The organism is Streptomyces sp. AK02-01A, from assembly GCF_033795305.1.
Taxonomy (GTDB): Bacteria; Actinomycetota; Actinomycetes; order Streptomycetales; family Streptomycetaceae; genus Streptomyces.
This window is the reverse complement of record NZ_JARBAE010000075.1, coordinates 1-16,591: the sequence shown is the minus strand read 5'-3', so window position 1 is coordinate 16,591 and position 16,591 is coordinate 1. Positions and strand designations below refer to the sequence as shown.

At 69.0% G+C, this 16,591-nt stretch carries 12 protein-coding genes; 9 read left to right on the top strand and 3 right to left on the bottom strand.

Annotation, left to right across the window (positions count from 1 at the left end; all coding sequences use genetic code 11):
• Positions 1–94: 94 nt before the first annotated feature.
• Positions 95–4,048, bottom strand: coding sequence for a type VII secretion protein EccCa (gene eccCa / locus PV679_RS34700; protein WP_319685154.1), 3,954 nt, complete (start codon positions 4,046–4,048; stop codon positions 95–97).
• A gap of 161 nt (positions 4,049–4,209) precedes the next feature.
• Between eccCa and eccD the strand changes: the two genes are divergently transcribed.
• The 6 genes from eccD (at position 4,210) to PV679_RS34670 (ending at position 11,410) form a co-directional block, all read left to right on the top strand.
• Complete coding sequence (gene eccD / locus PV679_RS34695) at positions 4,210–5,694, top strand: type VII secretion integral membrane protein EccD (RefSeq protein ID WP_319685152.1); 1,485 nt, start codon at positions 4,210–4,212, stop codon at positions 5,692–5,694.
• Positions 5,695–5,950: 256 nt separating this feature from the next.
• A complete protein-coding gene (gene rpsO / locus PV679_RS34690; RefSeq protein WP_319685150.1) occupies positions 5,951–6,241 on the top strand; it encodes a 30S ribosomal protein S15 in 291 nt (96 codons plus the stop codon).
• Between the two features lie 332 nt (positions 6,242–6,573).
• Positions 6,574–8,790 (top strand): polyribonucleotide nucleotidyltransferase, encoded by a 2,217-nt coding sequence (locus PV679_RS34685; RefSeq protein WP_319685148.1) that lies wholly within the window; start codon positions 6,574–6,576, stop codon positions 8,788–8,790.
• Complete coding sequence (locus PV679_RS34680) at positions 8,787–10,166, top strand: pitrilysin family protein (protein WP_319685146.1); 1,380 nt, start codon at positions 8,787–8,789, stop codon at positions 10,164–10,166. The genes PV679_RS34685 and PV679_RS34680 overlap by 4 nt, the downstream gene beginning before the upstream one ends.
• 34 nt (positions 10,167–10,200) lie before the next feature.
• On the top strand, positions 10,201–10,953 hold the full coding sequence (gene dapB / locus PV679_RS34675; protein WP_319685144.1) for a 4-hydroxy-tetrahydrodipicolinate reductase: 753 nt from the start codon (positions 10,201–10,203) through the stop codon (positions 10,951–10,953).
• Positions 10,954–10,957: 4 nt separating this feature from the next.
• Positions 10,958–11,410: a hypothetical protein gene (locus tag PV679_RS34670; RefSeq protein WP_319685142.1), complete on the top strand. Its 453-nt coding sequence runs from the start codon at positions 10,958–10,960 to the stop codon at positions 11,408–11,410.
• A gap of 84 nt (positions 11,411–11,494) precedes the next feature.
• Here the strand turns inward: PV679_RS34670 and PV679_RS34665 are convergent, their stop codons facing one another.
• Both PV679_RS34665 and PV679_RS34660 read right to left on the bottom strand, forming a co-directional pair.
• Complete coding sequence (locus PV679_RS34665; protein ID WP_319685140.1) at positions 11,495–12,043, bottom strand: hypothetical protein; 549 nt, start codon at positions 12,041–12,043, stop codon at positions 11,495–11,497.
• Between the two features lie 94 nt (positions 12,044–12,137).
• On the bottom strand, positions 12,138–12,377 hold the full coding sequence (locus PV679_RS34660; RefSeq protein WP_319685138.1) for a hypothetical protein: 240 nt from the start codon (positions 12,375–12,377) through the stop codon (positions 12,138–12,140).
• Between the two features lie 202 nt (positions 12,378–12,579).
• Here PV679_RS34660 and thyX point away from each other — a divergent pair, with 202 nt between their 5' ends.
• The 3 genes from thyX (at position 12,580) to PV679_RS34645 (ending at position 16,226) form a co-directional block, all read left to right on the top strand.
• Positions 12,580–13,317: an FAD-dependent thymidylate synthase gene (gene thyX / locus PV679_RS34655; RefSeq protein WP_319685137.1), complete on the top strand. Its 738-nt coding sequence runs from the start codon at positions 12,580–12,582 to the stop codon at positions 13,315–13,317.
• 188 nt (positions 13,318–13,505) lie between these two features.
• Entirely contained in the window at positions 13,506–14,405 is a 900-nt protein-coding gene (dapA, locus tag PV679_RS34650) for a 4-hydroxy-tetrahydrodipicolinate synthase (RefSeq protein WP_319685135.1), read from the top strand.
• Positions 14,406–14,540: 135 nt separating this feature from the next.
• Complete coding sequence (locus tag PV679_RS34645) at positions 14,541–16,226, top strand: ribonuclease J (RefSeq protein ID WP_319685132.1); 1,686 nt, start codon at positions 14,541–14,543, stop codon at positions 16,224–16,226.
• Positions 16,227–16,591: the final 365 nt, after the last annotated feature.

Sequence of the window (16,591 nt, the reverse complement as noted above, 5' to 3'; positions counted from 1 at the left end):
TCATCCGTGTACTGGACGTACTCGGATGACTCCGACAACGCGGTGAGCGTGCGTGCCAGGCGTCGCAGGCCAGGCGGGATGTGTCAGACAGGGCCTAGCGGTCCGCCAGCCAGCCGAGCTGCACCAGCGGCGCACCGCGCTTGCGTGAGACGAACGTGCCCCGTCCCGGCGGCATCGGACGGGCCCGGACGCCGCCGAGGATGTCGCCCTCGCCCGGATCGCCGGAGAGGATGACACCCTGCGCGCCGAGCTCCTTCATCCGCTGCATGAACGGCTCGTACATCGCGCGTGACGCGCCCGCCGCGTTGCGCGCGACGATGAAACGGATGCCGACGTCGCGGGCGAACGGCAGGTTCTCCACCAGAGCGGCCAGCGGGTTGGCCGAGTTGGTGGCGACCAGCTCGTAGTCGTCGATGATCACGAAGAGCTGTGGCCCGTTCCACCAGCTCCGGTCGCGCAACTGCTGCGGAGTGATGTCCGGCTTGGGTGCCCGCTTGTTCATGACCGTACCGATGGCGTCCATGTGCATCTGCATGGCCGAGGCCATCGGCGCGTACTCAAGGAGATGCGAGGACGCGACGGCCTCCAGCATCGTGCGCCGGTAGTCACCGACCACGATCCGCGCCTGCTCCGGCGTGTAGCGCTCGGAGATCTGCTTGGCGATGAGCCGCAGCAGCGCGGTCTTGCCCGCCTCGCTCTCGCCGAAGACCATGAAGAACGGGTCGGTCTCGAAGTCGACGAAGACCGGCTCCAGATTGGTCTCGTCGATACCGATCGCGATGCCGTGCTGCGGGAATTCGAAGCCCTTGGGCAACTGCTCGGCGGGCAGCCTGCGCGGCAGCAGCCGCACGGCCGGTGCCGGCGGGCCCGCCCAGCTCTCCTTCGCCGCCCGGACGAACGCCGCCGTACCGTCGGAGAGATCCGCCGCGCCGCTGACGCCGTCGACGCGCGGCAGCGCACCCATGAAGTGCAGTTTCTCCGGCACCTGGCCACGGCCCGGCACACCGGTCGGGACGTTCGCCGCGACCTTGCGGTCGAACTCGGAGTCCATCACGTCGCCGAGCCGCAGTTCGAGCCGGCCGAGCATCTGGTCCTTGAGCGCGGCCCGCACCTCCATGTAGCGGGCGGCGGTGACGACGACATGGACGCCGTATCCGAGACCGCGCGCGGCGATGTCGGAGATGACCGGCTCCAGCATGTCGTAGTCGTTCTTGAAGCCGCCCCAGCCGTCGATGACCAGGAAGACGTCGCCCCAGGCCTCGCCGGGCAGTTCACCGGCGGCGCGCCTGCGGCGGTAGGTGGCGACGGAGTCGACGCCGTTCGCGCGGAAGAACTCCTCGCGGCGGTTGAGCACTCCCAGGACCTCCGCGACCGCGCGCCGTACCCGCTCCGGATCGAGCCGCGACGCGACCCCGCCGACATGCGGCAGATCGGCCAGTGAGGCAAGTCCGCCGCCGCCGAAGTCCAGCGCGTAGAACTGCACTTCGTGCGGAGTGTGGGTGAGGGCGAACGACGAGATCAGCGTCCGCATCAGGGTCGACTTGCCGGACTGCGGGCCGCCCACGACGAGCATATGGCCGGCCGCGCCGGAGAAGTCCCGGTAGAGCACCTCGCGGCGCTGCTCGAACGGCTTGTCGATCAGGCCGAGCGGGACGGCGAGACCACCGGGCCTGCTGTATTCGGCCGCGTTCAGACCGCGGTCGGCGGTCGCCGCGATACCGGGCAGCAACTGGTCCAGCGTCGGCGCCTCGTCCAGCGGCGGCAGCCACACCTGGTGCGCGGGCACTCCCTGTCCGTCGAGGCGGCGCACGATGACATCCAGCACGGTGTCCGCGAGCGCGTCGTCCTCCGAGGTGGCCGGAGCGTGCGAGCGAGCCGGGTCCGGCGCCGCGTACACCACCGGCACGGGCGCGGCGGTGAAGAGCGCGGGGCGGCGCTCGATGTGCAGTTGTCCCACCGAGAGATCCGGGCCGCCGGTGCGGTAGGTACCGGAGACGTACGCCGCCTTGAAACGGGTCATCTCGTCGGTGCCGAACTTGAGATAGCCGGAGCCGGGCACCGAAGGCAGGTGGTACGCGTCCGGCACACCCAGCGCCGTACGCGACTCGGCCGCCGAGAAGGTGCGCAGACCGATCCGGTACGAGAGATAGGTGTCGAGACCGCGCAGCTTGCCCTCCTCCAGACGCTGCGAGGCGAGCAGCAGATGCACGCCCAGCGAACGGCCGATCCGGCCGATCTGGATGAACATGTCGATGAAGTCGGGCTTGGCGGTGAGGAGTTCGGAGAACTCGTCGATGACCAGGACGAGCGAGGCGAGCGGTTCGAGCGCCGCGCCGGCCGCGCGCGCCTTCTCGTAGTCATGGATATTGGCGTAGTTGCCGGCCGAGCGCAGCAGCTCCTGACGCCGCTGGAGCTCACCGCGGATCGCGTCGCCCATGCGGTCGACCAGGGTCAGATCGTCCGAGAGGTTGGTGATGACGGCCGCGACATGCGGCATCTGCGACATCCCGGCGAAGGTCGCGCCGCCCTTGAAGTCCGCGAGCACGAAGTTCAGCGTCTCCGAGGAGTGGGTGACGGCGAGGCCGAGCACCAGCGTCCGCAGCAGCTCCGACTTGCCGGAACCGGTCGCGCCGACGCACAGCCCGTGCGGGCCCATGCCCTCCTGCGCGGCCTCCTTGAGGTCCAGCATCACCGGCTGGCCGTCCTCGCCGACGCCGATCGGCACCCGCAGCCGTTCCGCCGTCGACCGGGGCCGCCAGGTGCGGGCGACATCGACGGCCGCCGCGTCGCCGAGATTGAGCAGATCGGTGAAGTCGAGGTTGGCCAGCAGCGGTTCGTCGTCGTCACCTCCGCCGGTCCGCAGCGGCGCGAGCTGCCGCGCGAGCGCCTCGGCGACGGGCAGCGAGATCCCGTCCGGTACGCCCTCGTACGCGACACCCGCGCCGGACTCCAGCCGCAGCCGGCCAGGCCGTACCACCACGGAGAGGCCGCCCCGAGGCTCGTCCAGCTCGCCGGCCACGACCTCCACGATCGTGACGCCCTGGAGGCCCTCGGCCGCGGCGAACAGCGAATCCGGCGGGACCATCCCGCCGTCGAGCACAACGACGATGTGCGGCTGGTCCAGCACCGGCTGGCTGTCCCGGCCGAACCGCGGGCGCCCGTCGAGCCTGCTCCGCAGAAGCTGTTCCAGCTCTCCGAGGTCGTCGCCGAACAGCCGCTTCGTACCGGCCCCGTCGATCTGCCCGGGGACCTGCGTGTGCGGCAGCCACTTCGCCCAGTCCCAGCGCGCCGCCGCGGCCGGTGCCACCACCACCGCGACCATCAGGTCCTCGGGAGAGTGCAGCGTCACCAGTTGCGCGACCAGCGCACGCGCCGCGGACCGCGCGGACTCCGGCTCACCGGAGACCGTCACATGGTAGAAAGCGCGCATCGACACGGCCATCGGCAGCCCGTCCAACGAGCCGTGCACCGCCAGGAACCGCTGCATCGCACCGGCGCACAGCGGCTCCAGCTCGTCCACCGGCGCGGTGTCGGGAGCGATCAGCGGAGTCGAGAGCTGCTGCGCGCCCAGCCCGATCCGTACCTGTCCGAAGTCGCCGTCACCGACGCGCCGTTCCCACACCCGCGACCCCTCGGCCACCACCGACCAGAGCTGCTCCGGCGAGGGATGCAGATAGAGCTGCGCGTCGCGCTGCGCACGGGCCGTCCTGCGCACCGTACGACGCGACTGCGCGAGGTACTTCAGATAGTCGCGCCGGACATCGGCAATTTGCCCCTGCGTACCGCGGCGGTATCTGACGATCTGTGCGACGACCATCCCGACCGTCGAGACCAGCATCAGCACGCCCATGATCCGCATGAACGGAGGAGCCTGCGGAGAGAAGAAGAAGACCACCGAGGAGCCCATGCCCAGGACCGGCAGGACCTGCATGAGCATGCCCTCCTGCTGGCCACGCGGCAGTTCGGGCGGGGCTTCCAACGTCACCGCGTCCGCAGGCACTTCGGGTGGCAGGGACCGTGGCGGACGTTTGACGACGATCTGGCTCACGGGCGCATCAATCCCTCAATACGGACGGGCAATTCCGTACCGGCGCCCCCGTGGCGACGGTCTCCCTCCGCGCGACGGTGATCCTACTTGCAGCCGTGCTCCGCGCGCCCCGGTAGGGTGGCGCGCGCAGCGTGCGCAACCGCGAATCAGGGGGTCAAGACGTGAGTACGACCGCAGCGACGGGCTTCTGTCGTGTCACTGTCGTGGCGCCGGACAGCAGGATCGATGTCGCGCTCCCGGAGGACATCGCCGTCGCCGACGTCCACCCGGAGATTCTCCGGCTCACCGGCCAGACCCAGACGGTGGGCGCGCCCACCGGTTATCACTTGGTCAGGCGTGACGGCACCGTGCTCGACGGGTCCCGCACGCTCGCCGCCCAGCGGGTGCTCGACGGTGAGGTCCTCAGCCTCCGCCCGTTCGCCGAGTCACTGCCGCCGGCGGTCTTCGACGACGTCTCGGACGCCGTCGCCGCCGCGGTCCGGCGCGACCGCCATCTGTGGAGCGACGACCTGCTGCGCGGCGCCGGACTCGTCGGCGGTGTCCTGCTGCTTGTCCTCATGGGCTTCGTCCTCTGGTTCGCCGATCCCGTCCGGCACGACATGCACAGCCTGCCCGGCGTCGTCGCGGGCGCGGCAGGCCTGCTGCTGACGGCCTTCGCCGGCGTACGGGCACGGGTCTACGCGGACCGCGCCACCGCCGTGGCCCTCGGACTCGGCGCACTGCCGCTGCTGCTGATCGGCGGCTCCGGGATCATCGGTCCTGACGCGGGCCAGGGCCCGGGCCGGCTCCAGTTCCTGCTCGGCTGCGTCACCGTACTGATCGCGTCGGTCGCTCTCGTCGCCCTGACCCCGAGCGGCGACGCTCCCTTCGTCGCCACCACCTTCCTGGCCACCGTCGGCACCCTCGCGACCTTCGTGGCGATCCTCACCGAGGCCTCCGCCACCGAGACCGCCGCCGTCTGCGCTCCGGTCGCCATCGGGATCGTCGCCTTCCTGCCCGGCCTCTCGGCCCGGTTCGCCCGGCTGCCGATCGGCTACGCCGCTCCGCGCGGCGCCGCGAGCGGCGGCTACGGCGACGACACCTTCGCCGATCCGGACGTCACCGCCGAGGCGGAGCCCGTCGACGCCGAGCGCATCGCCGCGCAGGCGCGCCGCGGCCACGAGATGCTGCTCGGCCTGGTCGGCGGCTGCTCCGCCGTCGTCGTCGGCTCCGCCGCGGTCCTCGGCTTCTCACACACGGTCTGGGGCCAGCTTCTGGCCCTCGCCGCGGGGCTGGCGATGCTGCTGCGCGCCCGGCTCTTCCGCTACACCTCGCAGGTCGCCTGCGCGCTGGTCGCCGGCATCTCCGCCATCGCGCTGCTGATCCTCGGCCTGTCGCTGAACCCGCCCGCCGACCTGGTCAGGGAACTCCTGATGTACGGCGACCGGGGCTCCCTCGACATCCGTACGATCTGGCTCACCGCGAGCGTCGCCGCGGGCGCCGCGCTGATCACCGCGACCGGCCTGATCGTGCCGCGCAAGGGCCTCTCGCCCTTCTGGGGCCGGCTCCTCGACCTCGCCGAGGGCGCGCTGCTGCTCTCCCTGGTGCCGCTCTGCCTCGCCGTGCTCGACGTCTTCACCGCGGCCCGCGCTCTCACCAGCGGCTGAACGCGGTCCGGCCGGCCTTCACGAGCCCACGAGGACCGCTTCCCGAGCTTCCAGAGGGCCGTCCCGGCCGGCAGACCGCGCGGTCTGCCGGGCTCCTACGGGCTGGTACCCTGGGCGACGGCCGTTTGTGTACGTGATCCCGGAGTCATCGGCTCCGCGGTCAGCGCCCAGCGGATCCCGCCTCCCGAGTAACGGAAGCTCCTCAGAGTATGAGACCTGGGGCACTCGGTGGCCAAGAAACCCACGAGGAGTACGCGTGTCGCTCGACGCCGCTACGAAGAAGCAGATCATGACCGAGTTCGGCACCAAGGAAGGTGACACCGGCTCCCCCGAGGTCCAGGTCGCCATGCTGTCGCGCCGGATCTCGGACCTGACCGAGCACCTCAAGCTCCACAAGCACGACCACCACTCCCGCCGTGGTCTGCTGATCCTGGTCGGTCAGCGCCGCCGGCTGCTGCAGTACCTGGCCAAGAAGGACATCCAGCGCTTCCGTGCGCTGGTCGACCGCCTGGGCATCCGCCGCGGTGCGGCCGGCGGTGCCAAGTAAGCACGCCGTGAAGGGAGCGGTTCCCACTTCCTGGGAACCGCTCCCTTGGCGTATGTCCGGACCCTGAGCCATCACGGCCGGGACCGGGCGCCCCGACCCGGACGGCCGGAATGTCGTCCCGGGGCGAAGCTCAGTAATCTGGACGCAGGAGCACAACTGAAGAGGAGGAGCGACCTCCGCCGCCGCCGGTCCTCGGTAGTGGCGCTCGGAACGGCGCGGCCCATGCCGCCGCCCCGGGTGCTTCGATCGAAGACCGGCCCGCAACCAGGAGCGCTTCTCCGCCACCGTCCTCTGCCACACGGGCACCGGACGAAGACGAGGAGAAATCACTAGTGGAGAACGAGACCCACTACGCCGAGGCCGTTATCGACAACGGAACCTTCGGCACCCGCACCATCCGCTTCGAGACGGGCCGGCTGGCCCGTCAGGCCGCCGGCTCCGCCGTGGCCTACCTGGACGACGACACCATGGTGCTGTCGGCCACCACCGCTTCGAAGAAGCCCAAGGACCAGCTCGACTTCTTCCCGCTCACGGTGGACGTCGAAGAGCGGATGTACGCCGCCGGCAAGATCCCCGGTTCATTCTTCCGCCGCGAGGGCCGGCCCTCCGAGGACGCGATCCTCACCTGCCGCCTGATCGACCGCCCGCTGCGCCCGTCCTTCAAGAAGGGCCTGCGCAACGAGATCCAGGTCGTCGAGACGATCATGGCGCTCAACCCCGACCACCTGTACGACGTGGTCGCGATCAACGCCGCCTCCTGCTCCACGCAGCTCGCCGGGCTGCCCTTCTCCGGTCCGATCGGCGGCACCCGCGTCGCGCTGATCAAGGGCCAGTGGGTCGCCTTCCCGACGCACACCGAGCTTGAGGACGCCGTCTTCGACATGGTCGTCGCCGGCCGTGTCCTGGACGACGGCGATGTCGCGATCATGATGGTCGAGGCCGAGGCCACCGAGAAGACCATCCAGCTCGTCAAGGACGGCGCCGAGGCTCCCACCGAGGAGATCGTCGCCGCCGGCCTCGAAGCCGCGAAGCCCTTCATCAAGGTCCTGTGCAAGGCACAGTCGGACCTCGCCGCCAAGGCCGCCAAGCCCACCGGCGAGTTCCCGGTCTTCCTCGACTACGAGGACGACGTCCTGGAGGCGCTCACCTCGGCCGTCAGGTCCGAGCTCGCCCAGGCGCTCACCATCGCCGGCAAGCAGGACCGCGAGGCCGAGCTGGACCGCGTCAAGGCGCTCGCGGGCGAGAAGCTGCTCCCGCAGTTCGAGGGCCGCGAGAAGGAGATCTCCGCCGCGTACCGCTCGCTGACGAAGTCCCTGGTCCGTGAGCGTGTCATCAAGGACAAGGTGCGTATCGACGGCCGTGGCGTCACGGACATCCGTACGCTCGCCGCCGAGGTCGAGGCCATCCCGCGCGTGCACGGCTCGGCGCTGTTCGAGCGTGGCGAGACCCAGATCCTGGGCGTCACCACCCTCAACATGCTCCGCATGGAACAGCAGCTCGACACCCTCTCGCCGGTGACGCGCAAGCGCTACATGCACAACTACAACTTCCCGCCGTACTCCACCGGTGAGACCGGCCGCGTCGGTTCGCCGAAGCGCCGCGAGATCGGCCACGGCGCCCTGGCCGAGCGCGCGCTCGTGCCGGTGCTGCCGACGCGCGAGGAGTTCCCGTACGCCATCCGCCAGGTCTCCGAGGCGCTCAGCTCCAACGGCTCGACGTCGATGGGCTCGGTCTGCGCCTCCACCATGTCGCTGCTGAACGCCGGTGTGCCGCTCAAGGCTCCCGTCGCCGGTATCGCCATGGGCCTGATCTCGCAGGAGATCGACGGCGAGACGCACTACGTCACCCTCACCGACATCCTCGGTGCGGAGGACGCCTTCGGCGACATGGACTTCAAGGTCGCCGGTACGAAGACCTTCGTCACCGCGCTCCAGCTCGACACCAAGCTCGACGGCATCCCCGCCTCGGTCCTGGCCGCCGCGCTGAAGCAGGCCCGCGACGCGCGCCTCCACATCCTCGATGTGATGAACGAGGCCATCGACGTCCCGGACGAGATGTCCCCGAACGCTCCGCGGATCATCACCGTCAAGATCCCGGTGGACAAGATCGGTGAGGTCATCGGCCCCAAGGGCAAGATGATCAACCAGATCCAGGAGGACACCGGCGCCGACATCACGATCGAGGACGACGGCACCATCTACATCGGTGCCGCCGACGGACCGGCCGCCGAGGCCGCCCGCGCCACGATCAACAGCATCGCCAACCCGACCATGCCGGAGGTCGGCGAGCGCTACCTGGGCACGGTCGTCAAGACCACCACCTTCGGTGCGTTCGTGTCGCTGCTCCCGGGCAAGGACGGTCTGCTGCACATCTCGCAGATCCGCAAGCTCTCCGGCGGCAAGCGCGTGGAGAACGTCGACGACGTGCTCGGCGTGGGCCAGAAGGTCCAGGTCGAGATCGCCGAGATCGACCAGCGTGGCAAGCTCTCCCTCATCCCCGTGATCGAGGGTGAAGAGACAGACGAGAAGAAGGACGACTCCGCCCAGTGACGCGTAGTCCCCGGACGACGGCCCGCCCCTCCTCGGAGGCGCGGGCCGTCGCCCGTACCCAAACACTGCTCAAGGGCGAGAACGGCATCGGCACCGTCCGCCGTACAACCCTCCCCGGCGGCCTGCGCGTCGTCACCGAATCCCTGCCGTCCGTGCGCTCCGCCACCTTCGGTATCTGGGTCCAGGTCGGCTCACGGGACGAGACACCGGCCCTCAACGGCGCCACCCACTATCTGGAACACCTCCTCTTCAAGGGCACGCACAAGCGCAGCGCCCTCGACATCTCCTCCGCCATCGACGCGGTCGGCGGCGAGATGAACGCCTTCACGGCGAAGGAGTACACCTGCTACTACGCGCGGGTGCTCGACACCGATCTGCCGCTGGCCATCGACGTCGTCTGCGACATGCTGACCGGCTCGCTCATCGAGGCCGCGGACGTCGACGCCGAACGCGGCGTCATCCTCGAAGAGATCGCCATGACCGAGGACGATCCCGGCGACTGCGTGCACGATCTGTTCGCGGAGACCATGTTCGGAGACAGCCCTCTCGGCCGCCCCGTCCTCGGCACCGTCGACACCATCAACGCGCTGGACCGTGACCGGATCGCGCGCTTCTACCACAAGCACTACGACCCGACGCGCCTTGTCGTCGCGGCCGCGGGCAATGTCGACCACGCCACGGTGGTACGCCAGGTCCGCCGCGCGTTCGAGAAGGCCGGAGCCCTGTCCCGTACGGACGCCATACCCGTGGCGCCCCGCGACGGCAGCCGCTCCCTGCGCACCGCGGGCCGCGTCGAGGTGCTGAACCGCAAGACCGAGCAGGCCCATGTCGTCCTCGGCATGCCGGGTCTGTCCCGCACCGACGAGCGCCGCTGGGCCCTCGGCGTCCTGAACACCGCGCTCGGCGGTGGTATGAGCTCCCGGCTCTTCCAGGAGGTACGGGAGAAGCGCGGACTCGCCTACAGCGTCTACTCCTATACCTCGGGCTTCGCCGACTGCGGACTCTTCGGGGTCTACGCGGGCTGCCGCCCGAGCCAGGTCCATGACGTACTGAAGATCTGCCGCGACGAACTCGACCGCGCCGCCGCCGAAGGACTCAGCGACGAGGAGATCGGCCGCGCCGTCGGCCAGCTCGCCGGCTCCACCGTCCTCGGCCTGGAGGACACCGGCGCGCTGATGAACCGGATCGGCAAGAGCGAGCTGTGCTGGGGAACGCAGATGTCCGTCGACGACATGCTGGCGCGGATAGCGGCCGTCACCCCGGACGACGTACGCGCGGTCGCCCGCGATGTACTGGGACAGCGCCCCTCGCTGTCGGTCATCGGACCGCTCAAGGACAAGCAGGCGGCCCGGCTGGACGAAGCGGTCTCCCGCTGACCGGCCGCACCACGAAGCTGAAGGAAGCAGAGCAATGAGCAAGCTGCGCGTGGCCGTTCTCGGAGCCGGGGGCCGTATCGGCTCCGAGGCCGTACGGGCCGTCGAGGCCGCCGACGACCTCGAACTGGTCGCCGCCCTCGGCCGGGGCGACAAGCTGGAGACCCTGGTGGAGACCGGCACCCAGGTCGCGGTGGAACTGACCACTCCGGCCTCGGTGATGGGCAATCTCGACTTCTGCGTGCGCCATGGCGTCCACGCGGTCGTCGGCACCACCGGCTGGACCGACGAGCGGCTCGCGCAGCTCAACACCTCACTGGCCGCGTCTCCGGAGACAGGTGTGCTGATCGCGCCGAACTTCTCCATCGGCGCGGTCCTCACCATGAAGTTCTCGCGGACCGCGGCCCGCTACTTCGAGTCGGTCGAGATCATCGAGCTGCACCATCCCAACAAGGCCGACGCTCCGTCGGGCACCGCCACCCGCACGGCGCAGCTCATCGCCGCCGCCCGCGCGGAAGCGGGCCTCGGCGACCAGCCCGACGCCACGGTCACGGCGCTGGACGGCGCACGCGGCGCGGACGTCGACGGGGTGCCGGTGCACTCCGTACGCCTCCGGGGCCTCCTCGCCCATCAGGAAGTCATCCTCGGCGGTGAGGGCGAGACCCTCACCGTCCGCCACGACTCCCTGCACCACAGCAGCTTTATGCCGGGCATCCTGCTCGGCGTACGCCGCGTGGTCTCCACTCCGGGCCTCACATTCGGCCTCGAACACTTCCTCGACCTGAGCTGATCCCATGCGCGCGAAGATCACCTACTGTGTCACCGCCGTTGTCCTGGTCCTCTACTTCCTCCTGGCCGGCAGCCGCGGCGTGCTGCTGATCCAGCAAGGCACCGCGCTCACCGTCACCTTCGGGGTCGCGGTGCTGATCCTGCCGGCCATCGGCATCTGGTTCCTCTGGAAGAACACCCAGTTCGTCAGCCGCGCCAACCGGCTCGCGGCGGAACTGGACGCCGAAGGCGGTCTGCCGCTCGACGAGTTGGTCCGTACTCCGGGCGGCCGTATCGACCGGGACTCCGCGGACGCCGTCTTCGCCGAGCGCCGCGCGCAGACGGAGGACTCACCGGACGACTGGCGCTGCTGGTTCCGGCTCGCGGTCGCCTACCACGACGCCAGGGACACCCCGCGCGCCCGCAAGGCGATGCAGCGGGCCATCGCGCTCCACGACGGCAGGCCCGTGGAGGCCTGACCCGCCACACCTCCGGACCAGCCCGCCCACGACAGAGCGGGGCCCGGCCTGCTCAGGCCGGGCCCCGCTCCGTTGCCGCGGACGTCAGGCCGGACGGTATTCGTCGCTCCACGCCTCGACCGTGTCGGCCGACCGGTCGAAGGCCACAGCACGCGACAGGAAGTCCGCGTTGTGGTCGGTGAGCAGCGGCAGCGGCTCGCCCCTCCGGCGTACGAGCAGGAGCGCCTGTCCCTGCACGGTGCGCGGCAGCCCGAGCCACCGCACGGGCTGCTGGACGGTGCGGACGGCCGTGACCTGGTTCCACGGCACCGTCGTGGTCGTCAGCAGGCTCACGCGGCGCACGCCGTGCCGGCTCACCCACGTGCCCATGCGCAGCATCCGCAACGCGACGGCGATTCCCAGCGCCGCGAGACCGAGACACAGCGCCGCGCCCGGCACCGCGCCGGCGGCCGCGGTGATCACCGCGGCGAGGAGTACGAACGAGGCGAGCAGCAGAAGCAGCGCGGCCGCCGCCACCCGCCAGGGGCCTGGGCGGTACGGACGCCGCCAATGGTCATGATCGTCGAACGGCAGCGCGACATCCTCGGTGGTCGCGTCAAAAGCACGGTCGGCCGTCAGGAAGGGCAGGGGCACGACTGATCCTCACTCACAAGCACGCTCGATTGCTGTGCCCGGTGAGGCTATCGATCACGGCCCGGGCCGGACCACCCGAGGGGGGCCGGACGAGTCAGCGGCCCTGGGACGCCTCGGAACGCTGCGCGTGCCCGGACGCCTGATCCGACTCCAGCGACGGCAGCCCGAAGAACAGCGAACCGGCGAATCCGGCCGCCACGGCCAGACCGACCAGAACCCGGCTGACCTGCTGCGACTTGCTCGCGCGCGGTCTGGGAGGCGGAGTGACGTTACTGCGGAAGCGGTCGGCCTCGGCGACGAATGCGAACGGGACGGCCTCACGCCGGCGAAACATGGGTGACTCTCCTTGCGATCTCGTAACGGGACACCACTGATGTGTCAGCCGCTACTCATGGAGACGAACAACAGAACCATTCGGTGCCCGCATTCCGCGCTTTGTCGAGTGAACGCCACAAGGGACCGTCCCGGCCTTCACTGTCAGTGGCGCGCCGTAGAGTGGACGCCGCCCAAGTGATGTGACTGGAAGGACCCAGCAGGTGAGCGACACCCCCGCCGAGACCAAACCGAGCTTCCGCAGCGATGTCAGCGTCGAGCTGGTGAAGCACAGCGCGGGTGACTCCGATGTGCTGTGGGCCGCCCGGGTGTCCACCGCGGGCGAGCAGTCCCTGGAGGAGCTGTCGAAGGACCCCGAGCGGTCGAAGGGGCTCATCAATTTCCTGATGCGTGACCGGCACGGCAGCCCCTTCGAGCACAACTCGATGACCTTCTTCATCAGCGCTCCGATCTTTGTCTTCCGCGAATTCATGCGCCACCGCGTCGGCTGGTCGTACAACGAGGAGTCCGGTCGCTACCGCGAGCTGCAGCCGGTCTTCTACGTCCCCGGCCCGTCCCGCAAGCTCGTCCAGGAGGGCCGGCCGGGGAAATACGTCTTCGCCGACGGCACTCCGGAGCAGCAGGAGCTGACCTCCCGCGCGATGGAGACTTCTTACCTCCAGGCGTACGAGGCATACCAGGACATGCTGGCCGCCGGCATCGCCCGCGAGGTGGCCCGCGCCGTCCTCCCGGTCGGCCTCTTCTCGTCGATGTACGCCACCTGCAACGCGCGCTCGCTGATGCACTTCCTCGGCCTGCGCACCCAGCACGAACAGGCGAAGGTTCCGTCCTTCCCACAACGTGAGATCGAGATGGTCGGAGAGCGGATGGAGGAGCACTGGGCAAAGCTCATGCCGCTCACCCATGCGGCCTTCAACGGCAACGGCCGGGTCGCTCCATAACCGCTGTCCCGGGCACTGATGTACGGTCGGCCGAGTGAAGCGTCCGGATTGCGGCGTTTCGAGAAGTTCATCTACGCTGATCAAACGGACCCGGCACTGCTTGAACCCCCGAGCAGGCAGTGCCGGGCTCCTCTTGTCCCGTCCCCCAAAGGGACACGGCGAGCTGAGCAGCGAGTAGCGTGTTACCCATGGCTCTGATCTCCACTCCGCAGACCCCCTTCGGGCGGGTCCTCACCGCGATGGTCACGCCCTTCACAGCGGACGGCGCACTCGACCTCGACGGTGCCCAGCGGCTCGCCGCTCATCTGGTGGACGCAGGCAACGACGGCCTGATCCTGAACGGCACCACCGGCGAGTCGCCGACCACCAGCGACGCGGAGAAAGATCAGCTCGTACGGGCCGTCCTGGAGGCCGTGGGAGACCGCGCTCATGTCGTGGCGGGCGTCGGCACCAATGACACGCACCACAGCCTGGAGCTGGCCCGCGCCGCCGAGCGCGCCGGCGCACACGGCCTGCTCGCCGTGACCCCGTACTACAACAAGCCGCCGCAGGAGGGCCTCTTCCGGCACTTCTCCGCCATCGCCGACGCGACCGGCCTGCCGGTGATGCTGTATGACATCCCCGGCCGCAGCGGTGTCCCCATCGACACCGAGACGATCGTCCGTCTCGCGCGGCATCCGCGCATCGTCGCCAACAAGGACGCCAAGGGCGACCTCGGCCGGGCGAGCTGGGCCATCGCACAGTCCGGTCTGGCCTGGTACTCGGGCGACGACATGCTCAACCTCCCGCTGCTCTCGGTCGGCGCGGTCGGCTTTGTCTCGGTCGTCGGCCATGTGGTCACTCCGGAGCTGCGCGCGCTTCTCGACGCGCACCTCACCGGCGATGTCCAGAAGGCCACCGAGATCCACCAGAAGCTGCTCCCGGTCTTCACCGGCATGTTCCGTACTCAGGGTGTCATCACCACCAAGGCCGCGCTCACGCTGCAGAAGCTGCCGGCCGGGCCCCTGCGCCTCCCGCTCGTCGAGCTGTCGGCCCATGAAACGGCCCAGCTCAAGATCGATCTTGCGGCCGGCGGGGTACAGCTCTAACCACAGACTTCACAACTGAATACGCGAAGACAGAGGTACCCGGACAACCGGTCCACACAGACAACAGCAAGTGCACGAATGTCATGCGCGCCACGTGCCTCAACGGCACGTGGCGCGCGTGGTGAGGAGAGTCTTTTGAGTCATCCGCATCCCGAACTCGGCGCCCCGCCGAAGCTGCCCAAGAACGGCCTGCGCGTCACCCCGCTCGGCGGCCTGGGCGAGATCGGCCGCAATATGACGGTCTTCGAATACAACGGCCGTCTGCTCATCGTCGACTGCGGCGTCCTCTTCCCGGAGGAGGAACAGCCCGGCATCGACCTGATCCTGCCGGACTTCACCACGATCCGGGACCGCCTCGACGACATCGACGGCATCGTGCTCACGCACGGCCACGAGGACCACATCGGTGGCGTCCCCTACCTGTTGCGGCTGAAGGCGGACATCCCGCTGATCGGCTCCAAGCTGACGCTGGCGCTGATCGAGGCGAAGCTTCAGGAGCACCGCATCCGGCCGTACACCCTTGAGGTCACCGAGGGCCATCGCGAGCGCATCGGACCGTTCGACTGCGAATTCGTCGCGGTGAACCACTCGATCCCGGACGCGCTGGCCGTCGCCATCCGCACTCCCGCGGGCATGGTGGTCCACACCGGCGACTTCAAGATGGACCAGCTTCCGCTGGACCGCAGGCTGACCGACCTGCCGACCTTCGCGAAGCTCGGCGAAGAGGGCATCGACCTGCTGCTGGCGGACTCCACCAACGCGGAGGTCCCGGGCTTCGTCCCGCCCGAGCGGGACATCTCGAATGTCCTGCGGCAGGTCTTCGGCAGCGCCCAGAAGCGCATCATCGTGGCCAGTTTCGCCAGTCATGTGCACCGCATCCAGCAGATCCTCGACGCCGCCCACGAGTACGGCCGCAGGGTCGCCTTCGTCGGCCGCTCGATGGTCCGCAACATGGGCATCGCCCGCGACCTGGGTTATCTGCGGGTCCCGGCGGGTCTGGTCGTCGATGTCAAGGCACTCGACGACCTTCCGGACCATGACATCGTCCTCATCTGCACCGGCTCCCAGGGCGAACCGATGGCCGCGCTCTCACGCATGGCCAACCGCGATCACCAGATCCGGATCGTCCAGGGTGACACGGTGATCCTGGCGTCGTCGCTCATCCCGGGCAACGAGAACGCGGTCTACCGCGTCATCAACGGCCTGAGCAGATGGGGCGCGAACGTCGTCCACAAGGGCAACGCCAAGGTCCATGTCTCGGGCCATGCCTCGGCCGGCGAGCTGCTGTACTTCTACAACATCTGCAAGCCCAAGAACCTGATGCCGGTCCACGGTGAATGGCGTCATCTGCGTGCCAACGCCGAACTGGGCGCGCTGACGGGGGTTCCCAAGGACCACATCGTCATCGCGGAGGACGGCGTCGTCGTCGACCTGGTCGACGGCAAGGCCAGGATCGTGGGCAAGGTCCAGGCCGGTTATGTCTATGTCGACGGACTCTCGGTCGGCGACGTCACGGAGACCTCCCTCAAGGACCGCCGCATCCTCGGTGACGAGGGAATCATCTCGGTCTTCGTGGTGGTCGACTCCACGACGGGCAAGGTCGTCGGCGGCCCTCACTTCCACGCCCGGGGCTCCGGCATCGAGGACGCGGCGTTCGCCGCCGTGCTTCCCAAGGTCGAAGAGGCCATCGCCAGGTCGGCCCTGGACGGTGTCGCGGAACCGCACCAGATTCAGCAGCTCGTCCGCCGCTCGGTGGGCAAGTGGGTCTCGGACACCTACCGCAGGCGCCCGATGATCCTTCCTGTCGTCGTCGAGGTCTGACGCCGCCAACTGCCGCCTGACGGCCGGTGTCTGATCCCGAGCCGGGAGCGGAGGGCCTCGATTTGCATCGACGCCCTCCGCTCCAGTACGTTTACGGCTCCACCTGGACGGGAACCCGGTACAAATCATGTGCCTGGCACTCCTGGACAGAGGGAAATCCGACTCGGATCACTCTGATAAAGTCGGAGCAGCCGAAAGGCAAAAGGCCAGTCCAAAGGCCACCGGAATTCAAGAGGCAAGAACAGCCAAATGAATCTGGTAAGGTTGGAAACACGAAGTACGGAACGAAATGAAGTACCGGAGGGAAGCGCCCGGAGGGCCCGGAGACGGGACTGAAGGAAGCGTCCGTTCCTTGAGAACTCAAC

What these genes read in the sequence shown, in the direction of transcription:
- dapB (WP_319685144.1), top strand. Translation starts at nt 10,201, where the DNA reads ATGAGCAAGCTGCGCGTGGCCGTTCTCGGAGCCGGGGGCCGTATCGGC.
- dapA (WP_319685135.1), top strand. Translation starts at nt 13,506, where the DNA reads ATGGCTCTGATCTCCACTCCGCAGACCCCCTTCGGGCGGGTCCTCACC.
- PV679_RS34660 (WP_319685138.1), bottom strand. Translation starts at nt 12,377, where the DNA reads ATGTTTCGCCGGCGTGAGGCCGTCCCGTTCGCATTCGTCGCCGAGGCC.
- PV679_RS34670 (WP_319685142.1), top strand. Translation starts at nt 10,958, where the DNA reads ATGCGCGCGAAGATCACCTACTGTGTCACCGCCGTTGTCCTGGTCCTC.